We start from the raw sequence: 26,329 nt of genomic DNA on the forward strand, positions 1-26,329 counted from the left end.
TTCTCCCTGTGGAACGGGGAGAAGGAAGGGCCTCACCCCCTCGACCGCAGCGCGTCGTTCAGCCCCCACATGTCCTTTTCCTCGGGCGCGGTTTCCAGGCCGAGAACCGGGACCTGCTTGCGCAGATGGTCGTGGTGGGTGCGCACGCCATATTCGAGGTCGGAGAGATAGAAGCCCTCGAAGGCTTCCGACAGCATGGATTCGTTCGACCACACCGAAAGCTGGACGTCCTCGCTCATCGTGTCGCGGTCGATGCGGTAGGCGAGGTAACGCGCCGCGGCCTGCTCGCGCGTCTCGTCCTTGTAGCGGTAGATGGCGCCGCGCAGCAGCGTCTCGCCGGTCGACAACGGGAACTCCTGATAGAACTGGACGGATTCCGGCATGATCGACAGCGCGTTGTTGGGGAAGATGCCGTAATAGATCCAGGCCTTGCGCAGATGCTCCGGCAGATGCGCGGCCTCGGGCGCGAGCTTGATGTACTCGCGAACGCTCCAGCGCCGTCCGGCATGCGGATTGTAGGTGGCGAAGGACCGCGACACGCCGTTGATGAAGGGTTCGTCGAGATAGGTCGCGCCATAGAGGTCTTGCAGCGCCGGATGCGCCATGGCGACATGATAGCCTTCATTGTCGACGTCGCGCACCGACTTCCAGTTGACCGGCGATTTCTGGGTCCATATGCCCCAGGACGGCACCATGTCGGCGATATTGTAATGTGCCATCTCGGCTTCGATCGGCTTCAGCAGTTCGGCCACCGAAGGCTGCGGACCGCCTTTGCGGAAGCGGATGAAGATGAAGCCCATCCAGATTTCGAGGTCGAGCGGCATCAGGCCGAACTCGGTCTTGTCGAGCTCGGGGAAGGAGCGCGGACGGGCGGCGCCCCGCAGCGTGCCGTCGAGATTGTAGACCCAGCCGTGGAACGGGCACACCAGGGCGTTCTTGCAGGTGCCTTGGCTGTCGGCGACGACGCGGCTGCCGCGGTGGCGGCACATATTGTTGAAGGCGCGCACGACGCCGTCCTTGCCGCGCACGATCAGCGCGCGCTCGCCGATGACGTCCATGGTCAGATAGTCACCAGCGTTGGGCACGTCGCAGACATGGCCGGCGATCTGCCAGTGATTGCGGAAGACATATTCCTTCTCGAGCTCGAGAAGGGCGTTGGAATGGTAACTCCACCCCGGCAAACCCCGCCGGTCCCAATCGTTGGGGATCGCCACGTCACGGAGGTGCGGGTTCATGGGGCATGCTCTTCTTTTTGTTGAATACTCATTCAATATAAACATATTTTTCATTGAAATGCAATGGCTTGCGTAAATGTGGAAATTCCATGGCGGCAAGTCTGGCCTCGCCTAAGCCGGAAAAATACCGGAAAATCCGGGTGTTAATCGAGGAAGCGGAACGGCGATTCAGAAGTCGGATGCCCGTCTCGGAGAAGGCCTGTTTCGACGGGTCACGGGCGCGCGGCAGACAGCGGCGGCGCGCTCGATTCAGGTATTGCTGTGTGAGGCTGCTTACAGTCGGCCCCGCGCGACAGGCGCATATCTGCGCCGACCAGCTTCGATGGCCGTCGAGCGGTTGCCGCGGATTGGGAATGCCGGCGCGTCCGGCGCCTGTTTCAATCCTGTTACACAGGCAGCCATCGCCGATCATTCGGCTGTTACCCGGTGCGATTATGTTCGTTTCATAGCAAAAAGAAAAGATAACGAAGGGAACAACGATGTTTGCGAAAGCTCGCGCCACGGACGCCAATCGCCGCCTTGATGTGCCGGAACGCAATGACCGCCGGCCGAAGCTTGCCCTGCGCCAGCGCGCCAGCGACCATCCGATGGCGATGTTCATGCTGATCGGCGCCTGCGCCCTTGTCGCCATGCTGGCGGCACCTGCCTCAGGTCCGGCTTTCGCCTCGATCAATCCGCCGGTCAATGTCATCGAGGGCGCCCAGACCACGCTCAAGACCGCCCGCCTGCCGGAACCTTCGATCGACTTTGCCTGCAAGGGCCAGAATTGGGGCGCCGAGAGCGTCGACTGCCTGCGCGCCATCGCCGAGCAGTCCGGCCAGCACAGGGAACGCGCGGTGCGCATGATCGCCAACGCCGCGCCGCTCACCAACACGCCGAACGTTTTTTAAGACCTCCCCTGAGCGCACCCTCCTGCGCTCCAGTCAGGCTCCCGCCGCACCGTCGGTAGGGAGCCTCTTTTTTCGGCTCGGTCTGACCTGAATCTCAACAGACCCTCTGGCGGCGCGAGGGCAGCACTCGGCCACACCTTTGCGATCTTGTTCTTGCCTCAGACCGGCCGGTTCAAATGTGGGCGCCATTGTCGGCTGCCGCGGCGACCTCGTCGGCGACGGTTGAGAGGATGCTGCGGACGTCGAGCGTCGAGAAAGGCTTCTCCAGGATTTGCGGCCGCTGCTGCGGCGGCAAGGCTTCGATCTCGGCCTTGGCGCCGATCAGATCGCCGGTCACCAGCACAAAGCGCTTCGCCAGCACCGGCTTCTCGACCAACAGTTCGCGATAGATCGCCATGCCGCTGGTGCCCGGCATGCGCAGGTCGGAAAAGACGATGTCGGGCGGCATATGGCCGTTCAGCACGTCGGCGGCGGACGTCCAGCTTGCCACGACGCGTGACTTCAGGCCCATCAGCTCCAATATATCTGAAAGCGAACCGGCGACGTCGGGTTCGTCGTCGATGATCAAGGCATGGCGCAGTCCGCTCGAGCGTACGGCACTCTCGCCGGCCTTTGCCGCCTCACCAGCGATCGCCGGCAATTGCACGACGAAGCGCGCGCCGTGCGGCTCGACCTCCTCGAACCAGATGTTGCCGTGGTGGCGCTCGACGATCGACTTCGAGATGGACAGGCCGATGCCGGTGCCGACGCCGACCGGCTTGGTGGTGAAATAGGATTCGAAGATGCGCGCGCGGATCGCCTCGGGAATGCCGGGGCCGTTGTCCTCGACGGAAAAGCCCGGATTGCCGTGCTCGTTGCGAAACGTCCGCACCTTGATGGTCCGCTCGCCGGTGACGCCGGCCAGCGCGTGCTGGCTGTTGATAAGGAAATTCGCGGCCACCTGCGTGATGTGATCGGCGTCGGCCATGGCAAGCAGTGGCCCGCCGGCGAAATCGGTGTCGATGACGATGCCGCTGGAGCGCGCGCCATAGGCGGTGACCTCGAGCGCCGAGCGCATCACCTGGTTGAGATCGGTCTCGGCCTGCTCGGTCGGATGCAGGCGCACCATCGACAGGAAGCTCTTGACGATGCGGCCGCAGCGCTCGGCGGCGGCGCGCACTTTTTCGGCGCGGACCTTGGTCTGCGGATCGCTGGCGAATTCGTGCAGCAGCGTCGACTGCGCCACGACCACCGCCAGCGGGTTGTTGAGCTCATGCGAGACGCCGGCAAGCAGCGAGCCCATCGCCGCCATCTTCTCGTTCTGGTGCAGCTTCTCGCGCTGGCGGTTGATCTCTTCCTCGGCCTGCAGCTTTTCGCGCAGGTCGCGGATCGAGCCGAAGATCAGGCGGCGGTCGGCAACGCGCATCTCGGTCGCCGTAAGCTCGATCGGGAAGATCTCGCCGGCGGCGTTCTGGGTGACGGTCTCCAGCCGTTGGCCGACCATCGGCGCGCCGCGCCCGGCCATGTATTCGGCGCCCGAGGCATAGCCCTTGCGATAGTATATCGGAACGATGGTATCGAGCAGGTCCTTGCCAAGGATGGCGCTGCGCTGGAAGCCGAACATCTTCTCGGCGGCCGGATTGAACTCGATGATCGAACCGGCCTCGTCGATGACGATGATGGCGTCGAGCGAGGCCTGCAGCATGGTGCGGCGAATCACTTCGCTGGCATGCGCCTCGGACGGCGAGCGCTCGATGGCGTCACCGATCGCCAGGGCGATGATGTGCAGGGTCGCTTCTTCCTCGTCCGTCCAATCGCGCTCGGCGACGCAGTCGTTGACGGCCAGCGTGCCCCACAGGTGGCCATGCGCGAACACGGAGACGGACAGGAACGACCTGATGTTCTGCTTCTCGAAATCGGTCCGCAGGAAACCGTCGAGGTCGCGCGTGTGGCCGGAGAAAATCTTGCCTTGCCGCTCATCCTCCTGCAACTGCTCCAGCAGCGAGTCCGAGTTGATGATCGACTGCATGATCACCGAGGGCGACGCCAGCTCGCCGCCGAAGTCAGGGTCGATCCAATAAGCGGCGACGGACTGGGCGAAGCCTTCGCCCGGCAATTCACGCAGGCGGAAGAGAATGCCGCGCTGGCAATCCATCTTGCGGCACATTGTTCGCAGTATGTCGTCCATCTCGCGCTGCCAATCGCCTGCCTCGCGCAGGCGGCGCACGACATGGACGGCCGCCATCGCGGCGCCGCCCGGGCGCGAGCCATGCGTATCGGCGCGTGCTGTATCAGCAATCATGGTCGGCCGTCTCTCGGAGCCCGCTTGAGGCGCGTCGCGTCGAAACGGATTCGAGCGCCGCGATTCAAGTCTGTATTTTGATGCATGTCGTTTCCAAAACCGCTGCGCACTTTTGGGCAACATGCATTGGGCTGGTTCAATTGCTGTCGCCGCTCGGCAGCGAGAAGATATAGCCTTCGCCGCGCACCGTGCGCAGGAATTTCGGATTGGCGGGATCGGCCTCGATCTTCTTTCGCAACCGCATGATGCGGATGTCGACCGCGCGCGAGGATTCCGGATCCTCCACGAAGCCGATGGCTTCCGAAATCGCCGCTCGCGTCAGAAGCCGGTTGGCGCGGGTGAGAAAAACCTCGAGCACGTCGAACTCGCTTTTGGCCATCTCGATGACCGCGCCATTGGCGCCGATGACCAGACGGCCGTCGAAATCGGCCTGGAAGCCGCCGAAATTCATCAAGCGGCGATTGCCGGTTTCGGCCTTCGCCGCCTGCGGCTCGGCGGGCAGCGGCACGCGGCGCAGCACGCTGCGCACCCGCGCCAGCACCTCGCGCAATTCGTACGGCTTGACGATGTAATCGTCGGCGCCGAGCTCCAGCCCGACGATGCGGTCGAGCGCGGTGCCGGCGGCCGTGGCGTAGATGATGCCGATCTGCGTTTTCGAGCGCAGCCAGCGGCCGAGCGACAGCCCGTCCTCGCCAGGCATGGCGATGTCGAGGATGGCGAGGTGGAAGGACTGCGCCTCGAACAGAGCGCGCGCCACGGCCGCATTTTCGGCCGTGACGACGTCATAGCCGCTGGCGCCGAGATATTCGGCCACAGCCTCCCTCAGATCCGGTTCGTCCTCAACGACGATGATGCGTGCCTTCACGACGCGCTCGCTCCCGCTTTCAGCGGAAAGTAGATTGGGTATAAACATGATGTCCAGCACTCATCTCGAGTTGTCTGTGGCGGGGTGAAGAAAATGGCCGCACGATCCGTCATCGCGCTTGTGTCCGTCGCCGAGGTGGTGGCTAAAGATCTCGCCGATCATCTCGACCGGCGTGGGCACGACGTGCGCCAGGCGCGCCAGCCCTGGGAAGCGGAGACGCTGCTTTCGGCCGGTGGCATCGATGTCGTGGTGGTTGGCGACGGCGTCACCCAGGCCGAGAGCCGCGAACTGCTCAAACGTTACAGCGGCCAAGGCGGTGGCGGCGAGGGCGGTCCCGATTTCATCCTGATCTGCCGGCCGGGCGACCTCGTCGACAAGGTGCTGGCGCTCGAACTCGGTGCTGCCGACGTCATCGAAAGCCCGCTCAACGTGCGCGAGCTTGCCGCGCGTATCGGCGGCCTGCTGACCAGACGCGGCAGGGCCGCCGGCGAACTGATCGTGCTGGAAAACGCCACCGTCGATCTGCGGTCGGCCATGGTGATGCATCGCTCGGGCTCGGAGGATCAGCTTTCGCCGGGGCAGGTGGCGCTGCTCAGGCTGTTCCTGGCGAGCCCGCGCAAGGTGCTGACGCGCGACGACATCATTGCCGCGGCGCCGGCCGAGAATGCCGACGCATTCGACCGTTCGATCGACTCGCGCATCGTGCGGCTGCGCCGCAAGCTCGACACCGAGACCATCACCACCATCAGGGGCGCCGGCTATCGTTTCGATCCGCCGGTCCCGCGCAACGAGTAAGTTCCGATCGGCGAGGCGTTTGAGCATCGGCTTTCCCAAGCGGTGGTCATTCCGGGTCCGACGCCCGGCGCTCAGCGCACCACGATGACAGAGGGGCCGGATGGAAGGTCCGCGCTGGCGGTTATCTCCGCCTTGGCGCGCTCCTTGAGCAACACCGTCGCCAGCGCGGCGAAGCCGAGCAGACCCTGCGCGTAGAGCAGCGCGGAAAGCACAGAAGCGGCAAATTTCGTCTTCATCTTCAAACCCCAATCTCGAAATCGTCGGTGCTTCAGGAAACTCCCGAAGCGCCCGCGCCGCTGACGGAGCCCCCCGCTGCGGCGCGGGCCTTCGGTCCTCTCGGCAGCAAGTAGCCGGAGGGGCCGCGTGTCCGCATCAGCCGAAGGCCGACCCGCCAGAGGGCCTTCAGCCGGTGGACGCGCAGGCTGGACAAATCCAGACCGTGGCGATGAACAGAGCCATGTGCAGCGTCGAAACCTCGCCGGACGTCATCGCCGCCAGCGTCATTTCGATTTCCTGCGCATTTTCGTTTGCAGATGTCTGTTCCCGTTGCGTCAAATCTGACGCCGGCCTGTATCCAGATCATGCCGCCGTGGCTGCACTTTGTTGCAGATTGGTTTCAAAAGGGGCTGCGTTTCTTTCATATATGTATGAAGTGAACTTTCGTTTCCCGACCGAGCCCATTGTCCAACCCTCTATCCCTTACCTTGGAAAGGTCTAGCAGCACCCGTCTTCGGAGACATCTTGTTGATTTCTAGAAACAAATTCGAAACAAAAACGAGCACCAAGCGAAATTGACCTGAAACAGGCAGTCTCGATAAGGCGGTCCATCGAAATTGAAGCCGGACACAACGGCAAAAACAGAGGGATCGTCATGCACACCGCCATTTCCGCCAAGCTCATCAATGTCACCGCCGCCGCGCTCACCGGCGCGGCTCTGCTCTTCGGCGCCGGCAATGCCGCGCATGCCAACCAGATCGTCGCCAAGGTCTCGCTGTCGCAGCAGATCATGGAAGTCACGGTCGACGGCCGCCCGACCTACACCTGGAAGGTATCGACCGGCGCGAGGGGGCACATCACGCCGACCGGCTCGTTCAAGCCGACCCGCATGCACGAGATGTGGTATTCGAAGAAATACGACAACGCGCCGATGCCGCATTCGGTCTTCTTCAGCGGCGGCTACGCCGTTCACGCCACCTATGCCATCGGCCGTCTCGGCCGTCCTGCCTCGCATGGTTGCGTGCGGCTGCATCCGGATGCGGCGGCCGACTTCTATCAGCTTGTCGAGGTCTTCGGCCCCGGCAACACCAGCATCGTGATCGTCAAGTAGCAGACTGGGTCAAGTAACGGGCTGGGTAAAGTAGCAGGCGGGTTGCCGCCTTCGGGATAGCGCCGAAGCCGTGGGGCGACCGCCAAAAAAGAGGCCGGAATTTCCGGCCTCTTTTTTTGGCTCGCTTCAGCTCGGCAGCGCCGGCATCAGCTTCGGATCGGGCTTCTCGGCGAGATGCGGCAAGTCCCTGCTGGCGATGAAGGTGTAGAACATCGGCACGACGAAGAGCGTGAACATGGTGCCGACCAGGATGCCGGTGAAGATGACCAGGCCCATCGAATAGCGCGCGGCCGCACCGGCGCCGCTGGAGACGATCAGCGGCACGACGCCGAGCGCCATGGCGGCCGTGGTCATCAGGATCGGCCGCAGGCGCACCTTGGCCGAAGCGATGATGGCGTCGCGGCGCCGCATGCCATGAATCTCACGCTGCTGGTTGGCGAATTCCACCAGCAGAATGCCGTGCTTGGTGATCAGGCCGATCAGCGTGATCAGGCCGACCTGGGTGTAGATGTTGAGCGTCCCCAGGCCGATGTTGAGCGGTACGATCGCGCCGAAGATCGACAGCGGCACCGCCATCATGATGATCAGCGGGTCGCGGAAGCTCTCGAACTGGGCCGCCAGCACCAGGTAGATCACGATCACGGCCGCCGCGAAGGCGATCAGGATGGTGTTGCCCTGTTCCTTCTCCTGCCGCGACTGGCCGGAATAGTCGACGAAGAAGGTGTCGGGCAGGGTCTCCTTGGCGAGGTCCTCCAGCACCTTCAGGCCGTCGCCGGTGGTCACGCCGGGCAGAGGCAAGGCCGAGATCGTCGAGGAGTTCAGCTGGTTGAACTGCTCGATGGCCGCCGGCGAGGCGTTGGTCGAAATCTTCACGACCGCCGACAGCGGCACCATCTTGCCGTCGACGCTGCGGACGAAATATTCGCCGAGCTTCTCGGGGTTGTCGCGGAATTCCTGCGGCACCTGGGGGATGATGTCGTAGCTGTTGGAATCCCGGTCGAACTGCGCCACCTCGGCGCCGCCGACAAGCAGCGTCAGGGTGTTGCCGATATCGGCAATCGGCAGGTTCAACGCCGCCGCGCGCTCGCGGTCGATGGTGACGGTCACCTGCGGCGCATCGTAAGCCATCGAGTTTTGCACGACGATGAAGCGGCCCGAAGCCTGCGCCTTGTTCTTGATCTTCTCCGCCTGCTCGAAGACTTCCGAGGGGTCGCCGGTGGAGCGCACGACCATGGAAATCGGCAGGCCGCCGCCGGAACCGGGCAGCGTCGGCGGCGCGAAGACGAAGGCCTCGACGCCGGCGACCTTGGAGATGCGCCCCTGGATGTCGGCCTGAAGCGCCTTCGAATTGCGCTTGCGTTCCGCCCAGTCCTTGAAGGCGAAGCCGACAAAGGCGCTGTTGGTGGCGCCGCCAAAGGCAACGGCCGAGAACTGCGCCCTGGTCTCGGGAATGTCCTTCACCAGGCCGAGGATCTGGTTGACGTAGGTCTCGGTGTAATCCGACGTCGCGTAGCGCGGCGCGGTCACGATCGAGAGCAGGAAGCCCTGATCTTCTTCCGGCGCGAGTTCGGTCGAGGTCTTGGTGAACATGAAGCCGGTAAGGGCGACCAACGCGACGACGATGATCAGCGTCACCGGGCGATTCCTGAGCGAGGCGGTGACAGCCCGCTCATAGAGGTGTTCGACGCGTGTGAACGTGCCGTCGACGATACGCTGGAAGCGGCCGTGCTGGCCGGCCTTCAGCAGACGTGCCGACATCATCGGGGTGATGGTGATGGCGATAAGGCCGGACAAGACCACCGAGCCGGCGAGCGTCACCGCAAATTCACGGAACAACGCGCCGGTCAGGCCGCCGGTGAAGGCGAGCGGCGCGAACACGGCGGCCAGGGTCATGGTCATCGCCACGATTGCGGTCGCGATCTCGCGCATGCCGTTGAATGCCGCCTGCATCGGCGACATGTGGTCCTCCTCCATGTGACGGTGGATGTTCTCCACCACCACGATGGCGTCGTCCACGACAAGGCCGATCGCCAGCACCATGGCCAGCAGGGATAGAAGGTTGATCGAGTAGCCGACCGCAAACAGGATGAAGCAGACGCCGATCAGCGACAGCGGGATGGTGACGATCGGCATCATCACCGAGCGGAACGAACCCAGGAACAGAAGGATGACGACGATGACGATGGCAACCGCCTCGGCGATGGTCTTGAACACTTCCTCGATCGACGCGCTGATCTGCCCGGTAGCGTCGTAGACGATCTCGATCGTCATGCCCTTCGGCAGCGTATCCTGGATCTGCGGCACGAGCTTGGTCAGCGCCGCCGCCGTCGTCAGCGGGTTGGCCGCGGGCGTCGGGAAGATGGCCAGGAAGGTTCCCGGCTTGCCGTTGAAGCTCACCCTGGTGTCGGTGTTCTCCGCGCCGAGCTCGACTCGCGCGACATCGCGCAGGCGCACAACCTGGCCATCCGTCGAGCGGATCGGGAGCTGGGCGAAGGCCTCGGGCGTCTGCAGGGTCGAATGCACGGTGATCGAGGAGACCACATATTCGTTCTGGGTGTTGCCCGGCGCCGACAGGAAGTTCGAGTTGTTGATCGCGGTCAGCACGTCCACGGCCGTGGCGCCACGGGCGGCGAGCCGGATCGGGTCGATCCAGATGCGCATAGAATATTCCTGGGCGCCGAAGATCTGGACGTCGGCGACACCTTCCACGGTCGAGATGCGAGGCCGGATGACGCGCTCGATATATTCGGTGAGCTGCTCCTTCGTCATGTTCGGGTTCTGCATCGAGATGTACATCATCGCGAACTGCTGCCCGGTGCCCTTGACGATCACCGGGTCCTTGGAGGCGTCCGGCAGGGTGCCGCGCACGCCCTGGACCTTGGACAACACCTCGGCGAGCGCGACGTCCGGGTTGGAGCCGAGCTTCATCTGCACGGTGACCGTGCTCGAGGACGGACGGCTGGACGAGGTCACGTAGTCGATGTTTTCGGTCGAGGCGACGGCGCGCGCGATCGGAGCCGAAATGAAGCCCTGGATCAGGTCGGCGCTGGCGCCGGGATAGGCCGTGGTGATGGTGATCGCCGTCTCGTCGACCTTCGGATACTGGCGGATCGACAGGCCGAAGATGCCCTGGAAGCCCAGAAGCAGGATCATGCAGGCCAGCACCGTCGAGAGCACCGGCCGGCGAATGAAGAGGTCGGAGAAGCTCATTGCTGAACCTGCTTGTTCGCCGATTTGCTGGGATCGATGGTGTTGTCGACGGCAACCGACATGCCGTTGAAGAGCCGGTTCTGGCCGGCCGTGACAACCTGGTCGCCGTCCCTAAGGCCCTCGGCGATCTCGACCATGCCGTTGTTGCGGCGGCCGAGCTTCACGAACACCTGCGAGATGGTGAGCGCAGGCTGCTGCGCGGCCTCGGCCGGCTTGGCGGCGTCGGCTGGTTTGGCGGCGTCGCCGGACGCCTTGTCGGCCGGCTTCGCGTCCGCCGGCTTTGCCGCGTCGTCGGCGGGCTTGGTGGCGTCCGCTTGCGGCTTGGCGGCATCGCCGGCCGCCTTGTCGGCGCCGGCCTTGTGCTCATCCGGCTTGGCCGGCGCGGCAGCGGCAGCCCCGGCGGGCTTTGCCGGCTCGACCACGAAGACATAATCGCCATAGAGGCTGGTTGTCACCGCCGTCTGCGGCACGGAGATGACATTGTCTTCCTGCGGCAGCTCGACGCGGATTTGGACGAACTGGCCAGGCGTCAGCTTGCCTTCCGGATTGGCGACCTCGCCGCGAATTGAGACCAACCGGCTTGCCGGATCGATCTTGGGATCGATGCCGCGAATGGAGCCGGCAAAGGTCATGTCGGCGAGGTTGCCGCCGAGCTTGACGGTCTGGCCGATCTTGAGCAGCGGCAGCTGCTGCTCGGGAACCGTGAAGTCAACCCGCATCGTGTCGAGGTCCTGGATCGTCACGACGGAGTTGCCGGGGGCCAGGTACTGTCCGACGTCGATCTTCGGGATGCCGACCGTGCCGCCGAAGGGCGCGGACAACTGCTTCTGATCGAGCACGGCCTGCATCTTGTTGACCTGCGCGGCCGAGGCGTCCGCCGCGGCGCGCGCGGCGTCGAGCGTCGCATCCGTGCCGACGCCGCGCCGCTGCAATTCGATCGCACGGGTCAGCGCCGCCTGGTCCGACGCGGCCTGCGCCTTCTGCGCCACCAGATCGGCTTTCTCGACCGCGTCGTCCAGCTGCAAGAGCACGGCGTCGGCGGCGACCTTCTGGTTGGCGTGGAAGAGGATGTCCTTGACGATGCCGCTTGTTTCGACGGTAAGGTCGACACCGCGCACGGCATTGACGGTACCGATCGCCTCGACGCCGGGCGTCCATTCGGCCGGCTTGACGATCACGGTCGAGACCGTAGCGGCCGGCGGCTTCATGGTGGCAAAGAATTGCTTGATGCCGGCATCGCGCATGAAGTTGAAACCAACGATGCCGACGCATACCAAGGCGAGCAGCAGCAAGAATCCGGCGATGATGAAAAAGCGCTTCACGGATGGTCCCCTCGAGCCGGCAACCGGCAAATCAATCGATGCCGGGACACATATCGACGAAAGGTCCCGATTTCAAATGGCGCGCCTTACTGTACCGGCTGGACGGTCTTGTCAATTCCGCCTAGGCTAATGTAGGGGGAGGCGTGATGAGAGTACCCAGGGCCAACTCACGCGAAAAGATACTTGCCGCCGCCGCCGACGTGGCGCGCGAGGCAGGCCCGGGAAGCCTGTCGCTCGAGGCGGTCGCCAGCCGCGCCGGCGTGTCGAAAGGCGGCCTGCTCTACAACTTCCCAACCAAGGCCAAGCTGATGCAGGGGCTGGTCGAAAGCTATCTCAGCGATTTCCAGAAGGCGCTAGAAGCACGCGCTAGCGAGGCCGGCCACGAAAGCGTGCTCTCAGCCTATATCAAGTTGTCGGCCGACGACTGCGAGCGGCCGAAACCCTCGGCGTCCTGGATGTTCTCGGCGATCGCCGAAGATCCCGATTTTCTGACGCCGATCAAGGCCTTCAAGCACCAGCTGTTCGAACGGCTGAAGGGAGAGACGGACGACCTCGGCTCGCTGCTGGTCTGCTTTCTCGCCATCGAGGGGATGCGCAGCATGAATCTGTTTGATTCAGACGTGCTGTCCGAAGACGAGCGCAAGCTTCTGGTGTCCTCGCTCCTGAAGATAGCCGGATAGGTCGCCAAACTGTTTGGTAGTGACCAAACTGTTTGGTGGTGACCAAACGGTTAAGAGCGTCACACCAGCTTCATCCTAGAGACATAGCCTCCTCCCCGGTTCTTTGCTGCAATGCAAATGGAGTGGGACAATGGTGGACGTAGTTTCCAGTGAGGCGGGGATCCCGAGACCGGATCATCCCCTAGAACAATCGGGCGGTGCCAAATGGTTCCTGCCGGCTTTCGGCGTGCTGGTGCTCGTCGGCATCATCTATGTCGGCTATGCGCTCAGCCAGGATCTTGCCATCGCCAAGACGGTGCCCTGGATCCTGCTCGGCATCGCCCTTCTGATTGCGCTGGGCTTCGAGTTCGTCAACGGCTTCCACGACACCGCCAACGCGGTGGCCACCGTCATCTACACGCGGTCGCTGCCGGCCGAATTCGCCGTAATGTGGTCGGGCGTCTTCAATTTCCTCGGCGTGCTGACCTCGAGCGGCGCGGTGGCCTTCGGCATCCTGTCGCTGCTGCCGGTCGAGCTCATCCTGCAGGTCGGCTCGTCATCCGGCTTCGCCATGGTGTTCGCGCTGCTCGTCGCAGCGATCCTGTGGAACCTCGGCACCTGGTTCCTCGGCCTGCCGGCCTCGAGCTCGCACACGATGGTCGGCTCGATCATCGGCGTCGGTCTCGCCAACCAGTTCATGGCCCCGGCCGGAAGCGCCACCAGCGGCGTCGACTGGGGGCAGGCGACCAATGTCGGCACCACCTTGCTGGTCTCGCCGATCGTCGGTTTCTTCGCCGCGGCCATCCTGCTCTATGCCATGAAGCTCCTGGTGCGCAATCCGGCGCTCTACGAGGCGCCGAAGGGCAACGCGCCGCCGCCATGGTGGATCCGCGCGCTGCTGATCTTCACCTGCACCGGCGTCAGCTTCGCGCACGGCTCCAATGACGGTCAGAAGGGCATGGGCCTGATCATGCTGATCCTGATCGGCGTCGTGCCGACCGCCTATGCGCTCAACCGCACGCCCGACATCAACTATCTCCAAGCCTACAAGTCGGCCTCCGCCAGCGTCGAGACGGCGCTGGGCAAATATGCCAAGCCCGGCGTCACCGTTGCCGATGCCAATGCCGCAAAGGCAGCCGTGCAGGAAGCCGTGCGCAGCAAGACATGGAACGATCAGACGACCGTTGCGCTGCAAACCTATATCCACAACACGACTGCCGAGCTGCAGCCCTATGCTTCCGTCGACAACGTGCCGACCGACCTGGTCAGCAACGCGCGTAACGACATCTACCTGATCGGCGAAGCGCTGAAGCTGATCGACAAGAAGAAGCTGCTGCCGATGCAGGACGCCGACCTGAAGTCGGTGACCGACTACCATAAGGCGGTCGACAACGCGACGAAGTTCATCCCGCTGTGGGTGAAGATCGCCGTGGCGCTGGCGCTTGGCCTCGGCACCATGGTCGGTTGGAAGCGCATCGTCGTCACCGTAGGCGAGAAGATCGGCAAGAGCCACCTGACCTATGGCCAGGGCGCCGCCGCCGAGCTGGTCGCGATGGTGACGATCGGCATGGCCGACCGTTTCGGCCTGCCGGTGTCGACGACGCACGTGCTGTCGTCCGGCGTCGCCGGCACGATGGCGGCCAATGGCTCCGGCCTGCAGTGGTCGACCGTGCGCAACCTCCTGCTGGCCTGGGTGCTCACGCTGCCCTGCTCGATCGCGCTGGCCTTCGTGCTGTTCGTGATCCTGCGCCACGTTTTCTGAGCGGCGGTTCTTGCCTGACCGACAACATCGACGGCGCCGGTTCCGGCGCCGTCTTGCTTTCGAGCATTTGATCGAGTGGCGGCCATGAATGAGGCATCGCATCTGACGCTGCTTGCCTGGGACGACAGCCGCCACCACGCGCCCGGCCTGATCTGGGCCTATCGCGGCGCCGCCGGCCAAGCGCCGCAGCCGATCGCGCCGAAGGACATCGAAGCAGCACTTGCCGCGCCGGACGGCTGGGTTTGGCTGCATGTCGATCTCATCGACCAGCGGGCGCATTCCTGGATCAGCCATGCCTGCGCGCTGCCGCAATCGGCGCATGCGATCCTGGAAGGTCATGAGGACAGCATGGCGCTGGCGCATGAAAAGGGCGTCGTGCACGGTATCGCCGCCGACCTGCATGGCGAGATCGGACGCAGGTCGACCACCATCGGCAGGCTGCATTTCGCCGTGACGGACCGGTTGCTGGTGACGGGCCGGCGCCATTCGCTGGCAGCGGTGGAAGAGGTGAACAAGGCGCTTTCGCAAGGGCTCCAACCGGCGACCGCCTTCGAGCTGTTCGGCGCTATCGTGCTTGCCTTCTGCGGAAGCGCGAGCGGGCGGCTGGCGCTGGCCACGAAGCAGCTTGACGAGGTCGAGGACCGTCTCGTCACCGAGCGCCTTGCCGACGAGCGGCGCCGGATCAAGGAGGTGCGTCGCCTGGGGGTGTCGCTGCACCGGCCGATCGCGGCACAGGTCGCGCTGTTCCTGGACGAGAACCGTGCCGGCTGGGAATTGTCGGCCGGCGCGCATGAGATATTGGGCAAGCTGGCGGCTCGCCTCAAAAGGCTCGACCGCGAAGTCGTCATGGTCAACGACCGGGCAAGGCTGCTGCAGGAAGAGGTCGCGGCGGAACTCGCGGACGAATCGAACCGCAGCCTGAAGGCGCTGGCGGTGATGAGCGCGCTGCTCCTGCCGGGAACGCTGATCGTCGGCATTTTCGGCATGAACACAGAAGGACTGCCGTTCACGCATACGCATGGCGGCTTCCTGCTGGCGATGCTGCTTGCGGGTGGGGCGACCGGATTGTTCTACTGGCTGCTGCTGCGGGCAGGCGCCGATCTCAAATTCTAAAGCGTGTCGCGTCGAAACGGATACACGCGACGCGCTTTAGGTCGTTGCCTGATGCATGTCGTCGTCGCAAAACCGAGGTCACTTTGCGCGACATGCATTAGGCTTCTTGACGTGCGTCAGGACCCCAAGCCGCGACGCGGCCCGGGCGGCCATGACCCTTAGGTCGGGTCTTCGCGGTGCAGGTCGTGGATGGTGACGCCGTCGGCGTTGTCGGGCAGCATCAGCCATTTCTTGTGACGCAGCGTGCGTTCGGTGTCTTCCAGGCCCATCTCCCAGTGCTCGCGCATCGAGGTGCCGGAAAACTCGTAGTCCTTGGCGTGGCCTTCGTAGCCTTTGTGCTGGTAGATCAGGTGGACGATGTTGACCACGCCGGCATCGGAATAGTCGGCCATCAGTTCCTTCTCGCCGTCCTTGAGCTGCTCCGGCGGCACGCGCTTCAGCGCGTCGAGCAGCTTCATCTTGAGCGCATGGATGCGCTGGAAGTTGTCGGTGTTCTGGCGCGTGCGGCTGGAATACATGATGTCCTTGTGGCGCGACAGAACGTCGGCCATGCCGCGCGGCAGCACGCCGCGGGCGCTGAACAGATCGACCTGGAACACCAGCGAGGAGCGATCCTCTTCCTGGTCGAGCAGATATTGCAGCGGCGTGTTGGAAACGATGCCGCCATCCCAGTAATATTCGCCCTCGATGCGGATCGAGGGGAAGGCCGGCGGCAGCGCGCCGCTCGCCATGATGTGTTCCGGCTCGATGCGCACCTTGTCGGTGTCGAAATAGACGAAGTTGCCGGTCCTGACATTGACCGCGCCGACGCTCAAGCGCTTCTTGCCGTCGTTCAGCACGTCGAAGTCGATCAGGCTCTCCAGCGTGTCCTTGAGCTCGGCGGTGTCGTAGAAGCTGGTGGCGCCTTCCGCTCCCGTCAGCTGGAACCAGGGGCTGGGACTGCGCGGCTTGAAGAAACCGGGCTGGCCCATCGTCATGGTCATCCACGACGAGGTCTGGTTGCGGATGTCGCGGTAGATGTCGCCTTCGGGCGTATAGGCCCAGATCTTGCGGCCCGAGATCGTCTGCCAGAACTGCTCCAGCCGCTGCAGCCGGCGGCTCGGCTCGTTGCCGGCGATGATCGAGGCATTGATGGCGCCGATCGAGACGCCGGAAAGCCAGGTCGGCTCACAGCCGGCGTCGGCAAGCGCCTGATAGACACCCGCCTGATAGGCGCCGAGCGCGCCGCCGCCCTGGAAGACCAGGGCGATGCGGTCATATTGCGCCGTGATTTCCTGAATGGTGGCGGCGGCCGCCTTGCTGCGGTTGCGCTCAAGCACCGGCTTTCTCCAGCTCCTTCGCGCCGGCAGCCGATCGGCCGTGGTCCGCGAGGTAATCATGCACGACTTCGCCGAGACCCAGCGTCAGGTCGGCGGTGAAATGAACGGCAGAGACGATGTCGAGCACCGGCAGCTTGGCGACGTCGGCCATGACATGCGGGCGAAGGTCGAGCGCGGCCGGCGCCGTCCAGGCTTCCTTCAGCGTGATGTCGGTGAGGTAGTAGCGGACCAGCTCGCAGATGCGCGGGCTGCCGTCGACATGCGGGATGATCTTGATGAGGAAATTGGGCGCGGCGAGCGAGGCGAGCACCTGGTCGTGGTCAGCCTCGCGGTGCTTGTAGCCCATCGTGCCGGTGGCGCACAGAACGCTGCCATAATGCAGCGTGCCGACCACAACTTCGCCTTCATGCACGATCTTGGGGCTGGCGAGCTTTTTCGGGAAACCCCAGAGCTCGCGGCCGCCGGCGATCGGCGCATCGTCGTCGAGATACATGGAATGCACATAGCCGCCATGCTGGCCCTTGTAGCGCACCGGGATGACCTGGCCGGTCTCGGTGTAGTCGCCGAAGCCGGTGGAGTCAGGCATGCGGATGAATTCGTATTTGACCAGCGGCTCGTCGATCTCGAGCGGCGCCGGAACGACGGCTTCCAGCGCCTCGCGCGTCGTGCGGTAGGTGATGATGATGTATTCGCGGTCGAAGAAGCGATAAGGGCCTGGCGGGAAGGACGGGTTGGTGAGCGGCATCGCATAGGCCCGCTTCACGACGTCGGCGATTTCCATGGCTGGTGCCCCAAACAGGTTTGAAATGACCCCGCGCGAATGCGCTGGCAAATATGTTGCACAGCAGCATGACAGTGCCGTGTCAGCGCCAAGACGACACTTCCTACAGCCGGCAAACCCCATCGCGGAGCTGTAATAGCGCCGACATATGGGTGTGGCATTGTGATGCTGCGGCGCACAAATCATGTGCCTTTCCGGCTGTCCGTCTTCATAGTCTTCCCTCCTGTCCTCCTGTCGCGAGATCTCCCATGGGTTCCCTGTCTTCGAAGAATGCGCTCGTCACCGGCTCGACGAGCGGCATCGGCCTGGCAATCGCCCGCGCCTTCGCCGCCGAGGGCGCCAACGTCACCATCAACGGCCTGGGCGACGCCGCGGCGATCGAGCAGGAGCGTTCCGGCATCGAGAAGGATTTCGGCGTCAAGTGCCGCTACTCCGACGCCAACATGATGGACGGCGCCGCCGTCAGCGCCATGGTTCACGAGGCCGAGGCAGCGTTCGGCAGCCTCGACATCCTGGTCAACAATGCCGGCATCCAGCACGTCGCGCCGATCGACGAATTTCCGGACGACAAGTGGGAAGCCATCATCCGCATCAATCTTCTGGCAGCCTTCTACGCCATCAAGGCAGTGCTGCCCGGCATGAAGAGCCGCAAGTGGGGCCGCATCATCAACACGGCTTCCGCTCATGCGCTGGTCGCCTCGCCGTTCAAGTCGGCCTATGTCTCGGCCAAGCACGGCATTGCCGGCCTGACCAAGACGGTGGCGCTGGAAGTCGCGCAGGACGGCATCACCGTCAATGCGATCGCGCCAGGCTATGTCTGGACGCCGCTGGTCGAAAAGCAGATCCCCGACACGATGAAGGCGCGCGGCATGACCGAAGAGCAGGTCAAGCACGATGTGCTGCTTGCGGCGCAGCCGACCAAGGAATTCGTCACCGTCGAAGAGCTTGCCGCGCTGACGCTGTTCCTGTGCTCGGACGCCGCCAAGCAGATCACCGGCACGACCCTGGCGATGGATGGCGGCTGGACGGCGCAGTAAGGGCAACGACCGTTTAAGGGAGACAGGGCGGAGCTCCCATCTTCCCTAAAGGCGTGTCGCGCTGAAGCGGATTCAGCGACGCGCTTTAAGCCTTTGTTTTCATTCATGTCGTTATCGCAAAACCGCTGCACACTTTTGCGCGACATGCATTAGCAATTTGAATTCTTGACAATCGTAGGGGAGCGTTCCAGCATCCTGGCCAAGGGGTTCCTCGCGACGACCCCGTGAGGCGTCAGCCCAACGATCGCGTCCAAACTCTCTGTGTTCTGGAGGTGGACGCCATGCCGTCAACAACCGCAATTACCGTTCCGCAGCTTTCCCGTCTCGTCGGCTTGCCCGATGCGCCTTGCCTGGTCGATGTGCGCACCGACGAGGACTATGAAGCCGATCCGCGCCTGTTGCCGGCGTCATGCCGGCGCGATTTCAGGACTGTCTCAAGCTGGGCGTCGGAGTTTTCGGGACGCAAGGTCGTGGTCATCTGCCAGAGAGGGCAGAAACTCTCGCAAGGCGTTGCCGCGTGGCTGCGCCACGACGGCATTCCGGCGGAGTCGTTGGAAGGCGGCTTCGAGGCCTGGGCCGCCGCCAGCGCGCCGTTGGTCGCGGCCGGCGCGATCCCGCCCCGCGACCAGAACGGCCGCACCATATGGGTCACCCGTTCCCGGCCGAAGGTAGACCGCATTGCCTGCCCCTGGCTGATCCGCCGCTTCGTCGATCCCGATGCGGTGTTCCTGTTCGTCGACGCTGCCGAGGTGCCTCTGGTCGCGGATCGCTTCGCCGCGGTTCCCTTCGATATCGAAGGCGTGTTCTGGAGCCATCGCGGCGATCGCTGCACATTCGACACGATGGTCGAGGAATTCGGACTGCGCGTCGATGCGCTCGACCGCCTGGCGCTGATCGTGCGCGCCGCCGATACGGCGCGCCTCGACCTCGTGCCGCAGGCGGCCGGGTTCCTCGCCGCTTCGCTTGGCCTGTCGCGCATGTTCCGTGATGACCTCGAACAGCTCGAAGCCGGCATGCTTCTCTACGACGCCTTCTTCCGCTGGTGCCGCGACGCCACCGACGAGACGCATAACTGGCCGGTTGTAGGCAAGGCACAATGAGCGCGCTTGCCAAGGACGCCGCCGCGCGACGGGCCGAGATTCCGGCCGCGCCGAGTTTCCGCGAAGCGACGCGGCTCTGGGCCAGGATCGGCCTGCTCTCCTTTGGCGGGCCGGCCGGCCAGATCGCGCTGATGCACAAGGAACTGGTCGAGGAGCGCCACTGGATCGGCGAGGAGCGGTTCCTGCACGCGCTCAACTACTGCATGCTCCTGCCGGGCCCGGAGGCGCAGCAGCTCGCCGTCTATATCGGCTGGCTGCTGCACCGGACGGCAGGCGGCCTCGTGGCCGGTATCCTGTTCGTGCTGCCCGGCGCGTTGGTTATGCTCTGCCTGAGCGGCTTCTACATGCTCTACAACGACGCGCCGGTCGTCGAGGCGCTGTTCTTCGGCATCAAGGCGGCGGTGCTCGCCGTCGTCGTCGAGGCGGTGATCCGCATCGGCAAGCGGGCGCTGAAGAACCGTGCGATGGTGGCGATCGCCGTGGCGGCCTTCCTCGCCATTTATGTCGCCCGGGTGCCATTCCCGCTGATCGTGCTCGCAGCCGGGCTGATCGGCTGGGCCGGCAACCGCTTCGCGCCGGCGCTGTTCTCCGTCTCGGCGCATGGCAAGACTGCGGCCGGCGCCGAGACCAGGGGCGCGGTCGACCTGATGTTCGAGCGGGGCGAACTCGGCCACACCATGCCGAAGCGAGGGCATGCCGTCCGCACCATCGCCATCTGGCTGCCGGTCTGGCTGGGGCCGGCGGCGCTGATCGCCGTGTTGGCGGGGCCGGGGAGCGTCTGGGCGCAGATCGGCGGCTTCTTCAGCCTGATGGCCGTCGTCACCTTCGGCGGCGCCTATGCCGTTCTTGCCTATGTCGCGCAGGCAGCGGTGACGTCGTTCGGCTGGCTTTCGCCCGGCCAAATGGTCGATGGGCTCGGGCTTGCCGAAACGACGCCGGGGCCATTGATCCTGGTGCTGCAATTCGTCGGCTTCGCCGCCGCCTATCGCCATGCCGGCTTTGCCAACCCGCTGCTGGCTGGATCGCTCGGATCGCTGCTGACGCTCTGGGTCACCTTCGTCCCTTGCTTCTTCTGGATATTCCTCGGTGCGCCCTACATCGAGCAATTGAGACGGAACAAGGCGCTGGCGGCGGCGCTTGGCGCGATCACCGCCGCGGTGGTCGGCGTCATCATGAACCTGGCGCTGTGGTTCGCGCTGCATGTCGTCTTCGGCAAGGTAGCAAGTGTCGGCTGGGGCGTGGAGGTTCCGGTCCTGTCCTCGCTCGACTGGCGTGCCGCGCTGCTGTCGGCGGCGGCGATGGTCGCCATGTTCAAGCTGAAACTCGGCATGCTGCCGACGTTGGCGGGATCTGCGCTGGCGGGGCTTGCGCTGCTGGCGCTGTAGGCGGGCACGCCGTCCGATCACGTTAGCGTGAACGAAAAAGCCGACCGGCCGGGAATAAACCACCCGGTCCGCCGGTCTCCAGGGCATGCGCCATTTGTGCGCAACAGCGGAGACCATCATGAAGCGGCGCGAAGACAAATACGCACGGGCTGAAGAGGCGAAGGCGTCAGCCGTCGTCGCTTGGAGCGTTGGAGCTGGGCGCATCTGTTCTGGGCGATACCGCCCCGCCGCCGACCCTGATCCCGTGCCGATCGCAACCATCGAGATCCACGACCATGACGGCGAGCATCCCGTTGCAGCCGGCGATGCGCCGTCCTCTTCCGAGGCGCCCCTTGCTTCCGAGACACTTGACTCCGGTGACACCAATGCCTTCTCCTCCCTCGAAGCAGGCGCCATCGCCTGCGGTCGCGATCTTCACCCGCACGAGCAGGGACAGATCGTCGCCTCCCGCTGAGGGCGGCGGCAGACCCGTGGCGGGAGCGCCCGACGGCGGAACGGTGTTGAGCGAAAAGATGCTGGCCGCGCGTTTTGCCGAAGTGGTGCTGCCGCATCTGAGCGATGCGCTGTCGCTTGCCCGCTGGCTGACCGGCAATCAAGCCGACGCCGAGGATGTGGTGCAGGAGGCCTGCCTCAAGGCGCATGCGGGCATTGCCGGGTTCGCTGGGGGAAATTCCCGCGCGTGGCTGCTTACCATCGTGCGCAACGCTTCCTACACATGGATGGCGCGCAACCGCCCGCGCAGCGTGGTCGCCGTCGGCGACCTCGCCGATCTCGACGACGTCTCGCCGCCGCCGGACAATGATGCCGACAGCCCGGAGGCGGTGCTGATCTCCAAGGCGAATTCGGCGGCGGTGGAAGCGGCGATCACCAGGCTGCCGCAAGCCTTCCGCGAAACGGTGGTGCTGCGCGACATCAACGGTCTCAGCTACCGCGAAATCGCCACCATGCTCGGCGTGCCGCAAGGCACGGTGATGTCGCGGCTGGCGCGGGCCCGCGGTCTCTTGATGACGGAACTTGGAGGGCGCCATGAGCCCGCATGAAAATCGCCCGCGTGAGGATGGATTGCCGCAAGACCCGCAGGATATGAAGCTGATGATCCACGCCCTTGTCGATGGCGAGCTCGATGCCGCGGCTGCCCTGGCGGTCGAGCGGCGCATGGCCGCCGATCCGGAGCTCGCCGCCGAACATGCGCGCCTGGTGGCGCTGCGCGGTGCGCTCGCCAATGTGCCGCGGCCCGCCGTCAGTGACGACTTTTTGGCGCGCATCGCGGCGATCGCCGAGGTGAAGGATCCCGAGGTCGCGGAGGCCACGCAGGCTGAAGATATGAGGGTGGAGGCACAGCCCTCCGTGCCGCAACAGCAGCAGGGCCAGGTCATCGCGATGCGGCCGCGCGCGCCGCGCTGGTTCAATTCCTTCGACTGGCGCCAGATGGCGGCATCGATCGCGCTGACGGCGTTTCTGGCCAGCGGCGCGACACAATGGCTGACGACGGCGGACAACGGGGCCGACAGCTTCGCCGTGGCCGTCGCCAACGGCCATCGCCGCAGCCTGCTCGCGGCGACGCCGGTCGACATCGTCTCGTCCGACCGGCATACGGTGAAGCCATGGCTCGACGGGCGCATCGGCGTGTCGCCGCCGGCGCCCGACATGGCCAAGGACGGCTACGCGCTGCTTGGCGGCCGCGTCGAGGTGATTGGGGACAGGCCGATGCCGGCACTGGTCTACCGCCATCACGAGCATCTGATCACGCTGGTGGCCGCACCTCGGCAGAACGAGGCCAAATCGGTGCCGGTGGCGGACGATCTCTCGGCGGGCGGCTTCCTTCTGGTCCACTGGACCGACGACGCCTTTTCCTACTGGGCGATCTCGGACGCCGAGCGCCCGGCGCTCGACGATTTCGTCGCCCGCTTCCGGGCCGCCATCATCGCCAATCCGGCGGCCGGCAGCCCGGGTTAGGGAAACGAAACTTCTTTATCGCCGCTATTTTTGACGCCGATAACCCGTTTGGCGGGAAGGCAGATGCCTGTCCGTCCAGGATAATCGCGCCAAAGCACTTGCCCCGTTGCGCCGGCGCCCGGGCGCGCAGGTAGATAAAGTCAAGGTCACCTTTGGTATGTTATACACGCCACGCTCTCGGGCGGATACGAGTCGATGGATCAGGAAAGACTTCTAGCCGCAGTCCTCTTAGCTGATGTCGTGGGCAGCACGACACTTTATGAGCGCATCGGCGACGATGCCGCCCTGCGGCAGGTCTCGGATTGCCTCGACGCGATACGCGAGATCGTCGCCCAGCACGGCGGTGACTTCATTTACTCGAAGGGCGATGACGTGCTCAGCCTGTTCGAGAGACCGGAGGCGGCGCTGAGGGCCGTCTGCCAGATTGGCGGCCAACTGACGAAAGAACCTTTGATCGCCCGGATCGGATTGCATTTCGGGGCGGTCATTCGCGCGCGTGGCGCGGTGTTCGGCGACGTTGTCAATGTCACCGCAAGATTGTCCACCACGGCCAACCCCGGGGAGGTCCTGATCAGCCAGAGCTTCTTCGAAGCCCTTTCCGCGGGCAGCCGCAGTACCTTGCGGCTCCTCGACAAAATGGCCTTCAAGGGAAAGCAAGAACTCTTCGATGTCTATACGCTGAGGAGCGACGATGGGGCGCTCAGCACGCTCGTCGCCAATCGAGGCACCTTTGTCGATAGGCGCTCCACTCCGCCGCCGCAGATCAATCTGGTCATCCGCTATCAAGATCAGGTGCGGTCCTGCCGAAACAACGAATTGGTGACGATCGGCCGATCTCCGGAATGCAATATCGTTGTCCCGCGGCCCTGGGTCTCAAGGCACCACGCGACCTTCAGCATTTCGAATGGCAAGGTCCGGCTTGTCGAGCGCAGCTCGTCGGGCACATTTGTGTCGATGGGGCCCGGCAATGAAGTATTCGTACGCCGCGAAGATATTCTCCTCTTCGGCTCCGGCGTCATCTCGCCTGGACGCAGATCGGCCCTCGGCGACGCCCAGATCCTTCGCTACGAAATTATCTCAGGCTGACCGGCTGGGTTCGTTGGGGCGTGGCTGACTCAAGCGGCCGCTGTCCCGCCGCTGCTGGTGGCGTGGTCCAGCGTTTGTTATGCGCCCGATATCACCGGCAGGTGTAGCCGCCGTCGATGGGCAGCGAGACGCCGGTGACCATGAACGTCACTCCACCATGAACCGCGAGCTGAAGGGCAGGCCCGCCGCTCCCACCGCCTTGGGCGAACGCTCGATGTTGCCGGCTATGGCGCTTATACCAGGCATAGCCTGTTCCAGCTCCCGGCAGATCGCCTTGCAGACCGCCTGCGGCGCGTAAGAGGACAGGACGACCGAAGCCACGGGAACGAATGGCTTCAGCGCCGCTATCGACGACTTCATCTGCTCCAGCAGCTCGCGTTGCCACGCGATCTCGGCATCGCCGAACGAAGGCCAGTCCGCGCGCCGCTCCCACAGCTCGGAGGGCGAATTGCCATTTTTCCGGATCTCCTGCTCCAGGCGCAGGATGCCGACGTCGAAACTCACCGCGGCAGTGGTGTTGTAGATCTGGTGATTGAGGACCAGGCGGCTGTGCAGGCGCGCGCCGAGATAGAAGAAAAGGTAGTCCGAAAGATGCTTTGCCACGCCGAACATGCTTTCGCCACCGGCAGCGGCGGTGATGTCGTTCTGGACGTAGACGGGATAACCGATCTCCCTCTCGACCTCCTCCTGCAGGGCGTCGAACCGCTCGCGTGCCGCTTTCGGCGTTAGCTCGAGTTCTGCTTCGTCGCCGGGCAGGGCAAGGCCGATACCGGCAATGCGCGAGTGGAGATGCCGGGGCAGATCGGCAATCGCCTTGGCGATGGCGGTCATGAATTGCGGGTGGTTGGTGTCTTGTGCGGCTGAGAACGGCAGGACCGTATGGGAGCGGATCGAGCCGACGAAGTCGACAAGCACGACCTCCACCTGCCGGTGGCCGACGCTGATGCCGACGGAATAGGCACCCTCGGGGTTGAGCGAGATCGGCACCGTCGGCGGTCCGACACGGCCGCGCTGGGCCTCACCCTTGGCGATCAGCCCTTCCTGCTCGAGCGATCGGACGATGACCGACACAGTCTGCGCCGACAGGCCGGTCCGCTCACCGATCTCGAGACGGGTGATATCCTTGCTCTGAAGCAGCAACGACAGCACAAGGCGTTCGTTGTAGCTGCGCACGCTGACGGCGTTGAGGCCGCTGGCGCGGTCCGCGATGCGGAGCGGGTTCGGCGGCGCAAAGCGCATGTCAGGCATGGTGCGTCCTCTCGCAATCGGTCGTGCGGGACACCCGTATGCCGCGTTTATCGCTCATCCGGCCACCCGATTGCTTCGACTTCGCGGGCCAGTGCACGGCCAAGCGACACATGGGCCTGTCCGTTGATGTGGAACCCATCAAGCGGATCGCAGGTGACGACCGAGCCCGCGTCGAAGAAATGCACTTCGAGCGAATCGGCGATGATCTCGAATTCGAGCGCCAGCTGCCGCGACTTCTCAGGCGCGCCGGCGAAGATCGACCGCCATTCCTTGATGTCGTCCAGCATCGGTGGCGGGGAGACGATCATGATCTCGGGCACGCTGCCGCCCGGGCCAGGCTTGAGCTCCTTGATCTCGTAGACGAGGCAGCCCATGGCCATGGCGACTTCCGAAGCCGGCTGGTTGAAGCGCGCCTTGAGGTCGTTGGTCCCCAGCATGATGATGACGAGATCGAGAACGGCATGGCTCTGCAGGCAAGGCCTGAGGTAGGTACGTCCGTTCTTGTGGGCACCCTCGATGGGATCGTCGCGCACCGTCGTACGGCCGCTAAGGCCTTCCTCGATGACATGCCAGCCGACGCCCAGCTCCCTTGCCATGACACCGGGCCAGCGCTCGGCCGGACCGTAGCGGTCAAGCGGTGTGCCGCCGGGTACCTGCCCATGCGTGTTGGAGTCGCCGTAGCACAAGACCGATCGCATGCTCCTCCCCGATCCAGCCAAGGTTCTGATTTGCAGAAATTGTCGGACGAGAGTCGGTCGTCCGAGTCGAGCGACCCTGCCATCCGGCGGAAAGGTAGCGCAAGCCGCAAAGATAATCCATCACTCTGAATAATTATTGACAGTCCACCGGATCGATGGTTGAAAGTGAGCCTGGGAGGAATGCCCCGAACCTTTTGTGCCGATAGGCTGCCATGACCCATGGCGGCAACGCTGGACCTTGTCTCCAGCAGCCATGCGCT

The 26,329-nt window shown here is 64.2% G+C and carries 24 protein-coding genes; 13 read left to right on the plus strand and 11 right to left on the minus strand.

Annotation, left to right across the window (positions count from 1 at the left end):
* Positions 1 to 32 precede the first annotated feature (32 nt).
* Together FJ430_RS07330 and FJ430_RS07335 are read right to left on the minus strand one after the other, a co-directional pair.
* On the minus strand, positions 33 to 1,235 hold the full coding sequence (locus tag FJ430_RS07330; RefSeq protein WP_140704774.1) for an aromatic ring-hydroxylating oxygenase subunit alpha: 1,203 nt from the start codon (positions 1,233 to 1,235) through the stop codon (positions 33 to 35).
* Between the two features lie 28 nt (positions 1,236 to 1,263).
* On the minus strand, positions 1,264 to 1,647 hold the full coding sequence (locus tag FJ430_RS07335) for a hypothetical protein (protein WP_140704776.1): 384 nt from the start codon (positions 1,645 to 1,647) through the stop codon (positions 1,264 to 1,266).
* A gap of 67 nt (positions 1,648 to 1,714) precedes the next feature.
* On the opposite strand from FJ430_RS07335, the gene FJ430_RS07340 reads away from it, so the two are divergent.
* Positions 1,715 to 2,125: a hypothetical protein gene (locus FJ430_RS07340; protein WP_140704778.1), complete on the plus strand. Its 411-nt coding sequence runs from the start codon at positions 1,715 to 1,717 to the stop codon at positions 2,123 to 2,125.
* Positions 2,126 to 2,297: 172 nt separating this feature from the next.
* Here the strand turns inward: FJ430_RS07340 and FJ430_RS07345 are convergent, their stop codons facing one another.
* Both FJ430_RS07345 and FJ430_RS07350 read right to left on the minus strand, forming a co-directional pair.
* Positions 2,298 to 4,406 carry an ATP-binding protein gene (locus FJ430_RS07345; RefSeq protein ID WP_226892101.1) on the minus strand — a complete coding sequence of 703 codons (2,109 nt, stop codon included), beginning with the start codon at positions 4,404 to 4,406 and terminating at the stop codon, positions 2,298 to 2,300.
* Positions 4,407 to 4,542: 136 nt separating this feature from the next.
* Entirely contained in the window at positions 4,543 to 5,271 is a 729-nt protein-coding gene (locus FJ430_RS07350) for a response regulator (protein WP_226892102.1), read from the minus strand.
* A gap of 93 nt (positions 5,272 to 5,364) precedes the next feature.
* Between FJ430_RS07350 and FJ430_RS07355 the strand changes: the two genes are divergently transcribed.
* Positions 5,365 to 6,066: a response regulator transcription factor gene (locus FJ430_RS07355; protein WP_140647443.1), complete on the plus strand. Its 702-nt coding sequence runs from the start codon at positions 5,365 to 5,367 to the stop codon at positions 6,064 to 6,066.
* Between the two features lie 71 nt (positions 6,067 to 6,137).
* On the opposite strand, the gene FJ430_RS07360 is transcribed toward FJ430_RS07355, so the two are convergent.
* Entirely contained in the window at positions 6,138 to 6,302 is a 165-nt protein-coding gene (locus tag FJ430_RS07360; protein ID WP_140647442.1) for a hypothetical protein, read from the minus strand.
* A 635-nt stretch (positions 6,303 to 6,937) separates the two neighbouring features.
* Between FJ430_RS07360 and FJ430_RS07365 the strand changes: the two genes are divergently transcribed.
* Complete coding sequence (locus FJ430_RS07365) at positions 6,938 to 7,393, plus strand: L,D-transpeptidase (RefSeq protein WP_140704779.1); 456 nt, start codon at positions 6,938 to 6,940, stop codon at positions 7,391 to 7,393.
* Positions 7,394 to 7,519: 126 nt separating this feature from the next.
* Here FJ430_RS07365 and FJ430_RS07370 read toward each other — a convergent pair whose 3' ends face one another.
* Positions 7,520 to 10,603, minus strand: a complete 3,084-nt coding sequence (locus tag FJ430_RS07370; protein WP_140647440.1) for an efflux RND transporter permease subunit — start codon at positions 10,601 to 10,603, stop codon at positions 7,520 to 7,522.
* On the minus strand, positions 10,600 to 11,925 hold the full coding sequence (locus tag FJ430_RS07375) for an efflux RND transporter periplasmic adaptor subunit (RefSeq protein WP_226892103.1): 1,326 nt from the start codon (positions 11,923 to 11,925) through the stop codon (positions 10,600 to 10,602). The genes FJ430_RS07370 and FJ430_RS07375 overlap by 4 nt, the downstream gene beginning before the upstream one ends.
* Positions 11,926 to 12,071: 146 nt before the next feature.
* Between FJ430_RS07375 and FJ430_RS07380 the strand changes: the two genes are divergently transcribed.
* The 3 genes from FJ430_RS07380 to FJ430_RS07390 all read left to right on the plus strand — a co-directional run bounded on the left by FJ430_RS07380 (position 12,072) and on the right by FJ430_RS07390 (position 15,459).
* Positions 12,072 to 12,605 (plus strand): TetR/AcrR family transcriptional regulator, encoded by a 534-nt coding sequence (locus FJ430_RS07380; RefSeq protein WP_140704781.1) that lies wholly within the window; start codon positions 12,072 to 12,074, stop codon positions 12,603 to 12,605.
* Between the two features lie 130 nt (positions 12,606 to 12,735).
* Complete coding sequence (locus FJ430_RS07385) at positions 12,736 to 14,346, plus strand: inorganic phosphate transporter (protein ID WP_140657936.1); 1,611 nt, start codon at positions 12,736 to 12,738, stop codon at positions 14,344 to 14,346.
* Between the two features lie 84 nt (positions 14,347 to 14,430).
* Positions 14,431 to 15,459: a CorA family divalent cation transporter gene (locus tag FJ430_RS07390; RefSeq protein ID WP_140647437.1), complete on the plus strand. Its 1,029-nt coding sequence runs from the start codon at positions 14,431 to 14,433 to the stop codon at positions 15,457 to 15,459.
* A 158-nt stretch (positions 15,460 to 15,617) separates the two neighbouring features.
* Here FJ430_RS07390 and FJ430_RS07395 read toward each other — a convergent pair whose 3' ends face one another.
* Together FJ430_RS07395 and FJ430_RS07400 are read right to left on the minus strand one after the other, a co-directional pair.
* A complete protein-coding gene (locus FJ430_RS07395; protein ID WP_140704783.1) occupies positions 15,618 to 16,778 on the minus strand; it encodes a patatin-like phospholipase family protein in 1,161 nt (386 codons plus the stop codon).
* Positions 16,771 to 17,559, minus strand: coding sequence for an acetoacetate decarboxylase (locus tag FJ430_RS07400; RefSeq protein WP_140704785.1), 789 nt, complete (start codon positions 17,557 to 17,559; stop codon positions 16,771 to 16,773). Before FJ430_RS07400 ends, FJ430_RS07395 begins: the two co-directional genes overlap by 8 nt.
* A 248-nt stretch (positions 17,560 to 17,807) precedes the next feature.
* Here FJ430_RS07400 and FJ430_RS07405 point away from each other — a divergent pair, with 248 nt between their 5' ends.
* From FJ430_RS07405 to FJ430_RS07435, 7 genes are all read left to right on the plus strand, one after another.
* On the plus strand, positions 17,808 to 18,596 hold the full coding sequence (locus FJ430_RS07405; protein ID WP_140704787.1) for a 3-hydroxybutyrate dehydrogenase: 789 nt from the start codon (positions 17,808 to 17,810) through the stop codon (positions 18,594 to 18,596).
* A gap of 281 nt (positions 18,597 to 18,877) precedes the next feature.
* Positions 18,878 to 19,696, plus strand: a complete 819-nt coding sequence (locus FJ430_RS07410; protein WP_140704789.1) for a chromate resistance protein ChrB domain-containing protein — start codon at positions 18,878 to 18,880, stop codon at positions 19,694 to 19,696.
* The gene (gene chrA, locus FJ430_RS07415; RefSeq protein WP_140704791.1) at positions 19,693 to 21,081 is read left to right on the plus strand and encodes a chromate efflux transporter; all 1,389 of its coding nucleotides are present in this window, start codon (positions 19,693 to 19,695) and stop codon (positions 21,079 to 21,081) included. Before FJ430_RS07410 ends, chrA begins: the two co-directional genes overlap by 4 nt.
* A gap of 118 nt (positions 21,082 to 21,199) precedes the next feature.
* Complete coding sequence (locus FJ430_RS07420; protein ID WP_140704793.1) at positions 21,200 to 21,535, plus strand: hypothetical protein; 336 nt, start codon at positions 21,200 to 21,202, stop codon at positions 21,533 to 21,535.
* Positions 21,536 to 21,581: 46 nt separating this feature from the next.
* Positions 21,582 to 22,121, plus strand: coding sequence for a sigma-70 family RNA polymerase sigma factor (locus tag FJ430_RS07425; protein ID WP_226892104.1), 540 nt, complete (start codon positions 21,582 to 21,584; stop codon positions 22,119 to 22,121).
* Positions 22,108 to 23,037 (plus strand): anti-sigma factor family protein, encoded by a 930-nt coding sequence (locus tag FJ430_RS07430; RefSeq protein WP_140704795.1) that lies wholly within the window; start codon positions 22,108 to 22,110, stop codon positions 23,035 to 23,037. The genes FJ430_RS07425 and FJ430_RS07430 overlap by 14 nt, the downstream gene beginning before the upstream one ends.
* Positions 23,038 to 23,232: 195 nt before the next feature.
* Entirely contained in the window at positions 23,233 to 24,123 is an 891-nt protein-coding gene (locus FJ430_RS07435; RefSeq protein WP_140704797.1) for an adenylate/guanylate cyclase domain-containing protein, read from the plus strand.
* Positions 24,124 to 24,270: 147 nt separating this feature from the next.
* On the opposite strand, the gene FJ430_RS07440 is transcribed toward FJ430_RS07435, so the two are convergent.
* Positions 24,271 to 25,371 (minus strand): ROK family transcriptional regulator, encoded by a 1,101-nt coding sequence (locus FJ430_RS07440; protein WP_226892105.1) that lies wholly within the window; start codon positions 25,369 to 25,371, stop codon positions 24,271 to 24,273.
* Positions 25,372 to 25,418: 47 nt separating this feature from the next.
* On the minus strand, positions 25,419 to 26,069 hold the full coding sequence (locus tag FJ430_RS07445) for an SGNH/GDSL hydrolase family protein (RefSeq protein ID WP_140704799.1): 651 nt from the start codon (positions 26,067 to 26,069) through the stop codon (positions 25,419 to 25,421).
* Positions 26,070 to 26,329 lie beyond the last annotated feature (260 nt).

This window comes from Mesorhizobium sp. B2-8-5 (genome assembly GCF_006440675.2).
Taxonomy (GTDB): domain Bacteria; phylum Pseudomonadota; class Alphaproteobacteria; order Rhizobiales; family Rhizobiaceae; genus Mesorhizobium.

Excerpts from the sequence above, each read along its gene's own strand:
- FJ430_RS07330 (WP_140704774.1), bottom strand. The coding sequence starts at position 1,235 with ATGAACCCGCACCTCCGTGACGTGGCGATCCCCAACGATTGGGACCGG.
- FJ430_RS07335 (WP_140704776.1), bottom strand. The coding sequence starts at position 1,647 with ATGATCGGCGATGGCTGCCTGTGTAACAGGATTGAAACAGGCGCCGGA.
- FJ430_RS07340 (WP_140704778.1), top strand. The coding sequence starts at position 1,715 with ATGTTTGCGAAAGCTCGCGCCACGGACGCCAATCGCCGCCTTGATGTG.
- FJ430_RS07345 (WP_226892101.1), bottom strand. The coding sequence starts at position 4,406 with ATGATTGCTGATACAGCACGCGCCGATACGCATGGCTCGCGCCCGGGC.
- FJ430_RS07355 (WP_140647443.1), top strand. The coding sequence starts at position 5,365 with ATGGCCGCACGATCCGTCATCGCGCTTGTGTCCGTCGCCGAGGTGGTG.
- FJ430_RS07360 (WP_140647442.1), bottom strand. The coding sequence starts at position 6,302 with ATGAAGACGAAATTTGCCGCTTCTGTGCTTTCCGCGCTGCTCTACGCG.
- FJ430_RS07365 (WP_140704779.1), top strand. The coding sequence starts at position 6,938 with ATGCACACCGCCATTTCCGCCAAGCTCATCAATGTCACCGCCGCCGCG.
- FJ430_RS07370 (WP_140647440.1), bottom strand. The coding sequence starts at position 10,603 with ATGAGCTTCTCCGACCTCTTCATTCGCCGGCCGGTGCTCTCGACGGTG.
- FJ430_RS07380 (WP_140704781.1), top strand. The coding sequence starts at position 12,072 with ATGAGAGTACCCAGGGCCAACTCACGCGAAAAGATACTTGCCGCCGCC.
- FJ430_RS07385 (WP_140657936.1), top strand. The coding sequence starts at position 12,736 with ATGGTGGACGTAGTTTCCAGTGAGGCGGGGATCCCGAGACCGGATCAT.
- FJ430_RS07390 (WP_140647437.1), top strand. The coding sequence starts at position 14,431 with ATGAATGAGGCATCGCATCTGACGCTGCTTGCCTGGGACGACAGCCGC.
- FJ430_RS07400 (WP_140704785.1), bottom strand. The coding sequence starts at position 17,559 with ATGGAAATCGCCGACGTCGTGAAGCGGGCCTATGCGATGCCGCTCACC.
- FJ430_RS07405 (WP_140704787.1), top strand. The coding sequence starts at position 17,808 with ATGGGTTCCCTGTCTTCGAAGAATGCGCTCGTCACCGGCTCGACGAGC.
- FJ430_RS07410 (WP_140704789.1), top strand. The coding sequence starts at position 18,878 with ATGCCGTCAACAACCGCAATTACCGTTCCGCAGCTTTCCCGTCTCGTC.
- chrA (WP_140704791.1), top strand. The coding sequence starts at position 19,693 with ATGAGCGCGCTTGCCAAGGACGCCGCCGCGCGACGGGCCGAGATTCCG.
- FJ430_RS07420 (WP_140704793.1), top strand. The coding sequence starts at position 21,200 with ATGAAGCGGCGCGAAGACAAATACGCACGGGCTGAAGAGGCGAAGGCG.
- FJ430_RS07430 (WP_140704795.1), top strand. The coding sequence starts at position 22,108 with ATGAGCCCGCATGAAAATCGCCCGCGTGAGGATGGATTGCCGCAAGAC.
- FJ430_RS07435 (WP_140704797.1), top strand. The coding sequence starts at position 23,233 with ATGGATCAGGAAAGACTTCTAGCCGCAGTCCTCTTAGCTGATGTCGTG.
- FJ430_RS07440 (WP_226892105.1), bottom strand. The coding sequence starts at position 25,371 with ATGCCTGACATGCGCTTTGCGCCGCCGAACCCGCTCCGCATCGCGGAC.
- FJ430_RS07445 (WP_140704799.1), bottom strand. The coding sequence starts at position 26,069 with ATGCGATCGGTCTTGTGCTACGGCGACTCCAACACGCATGGGCAGGTA.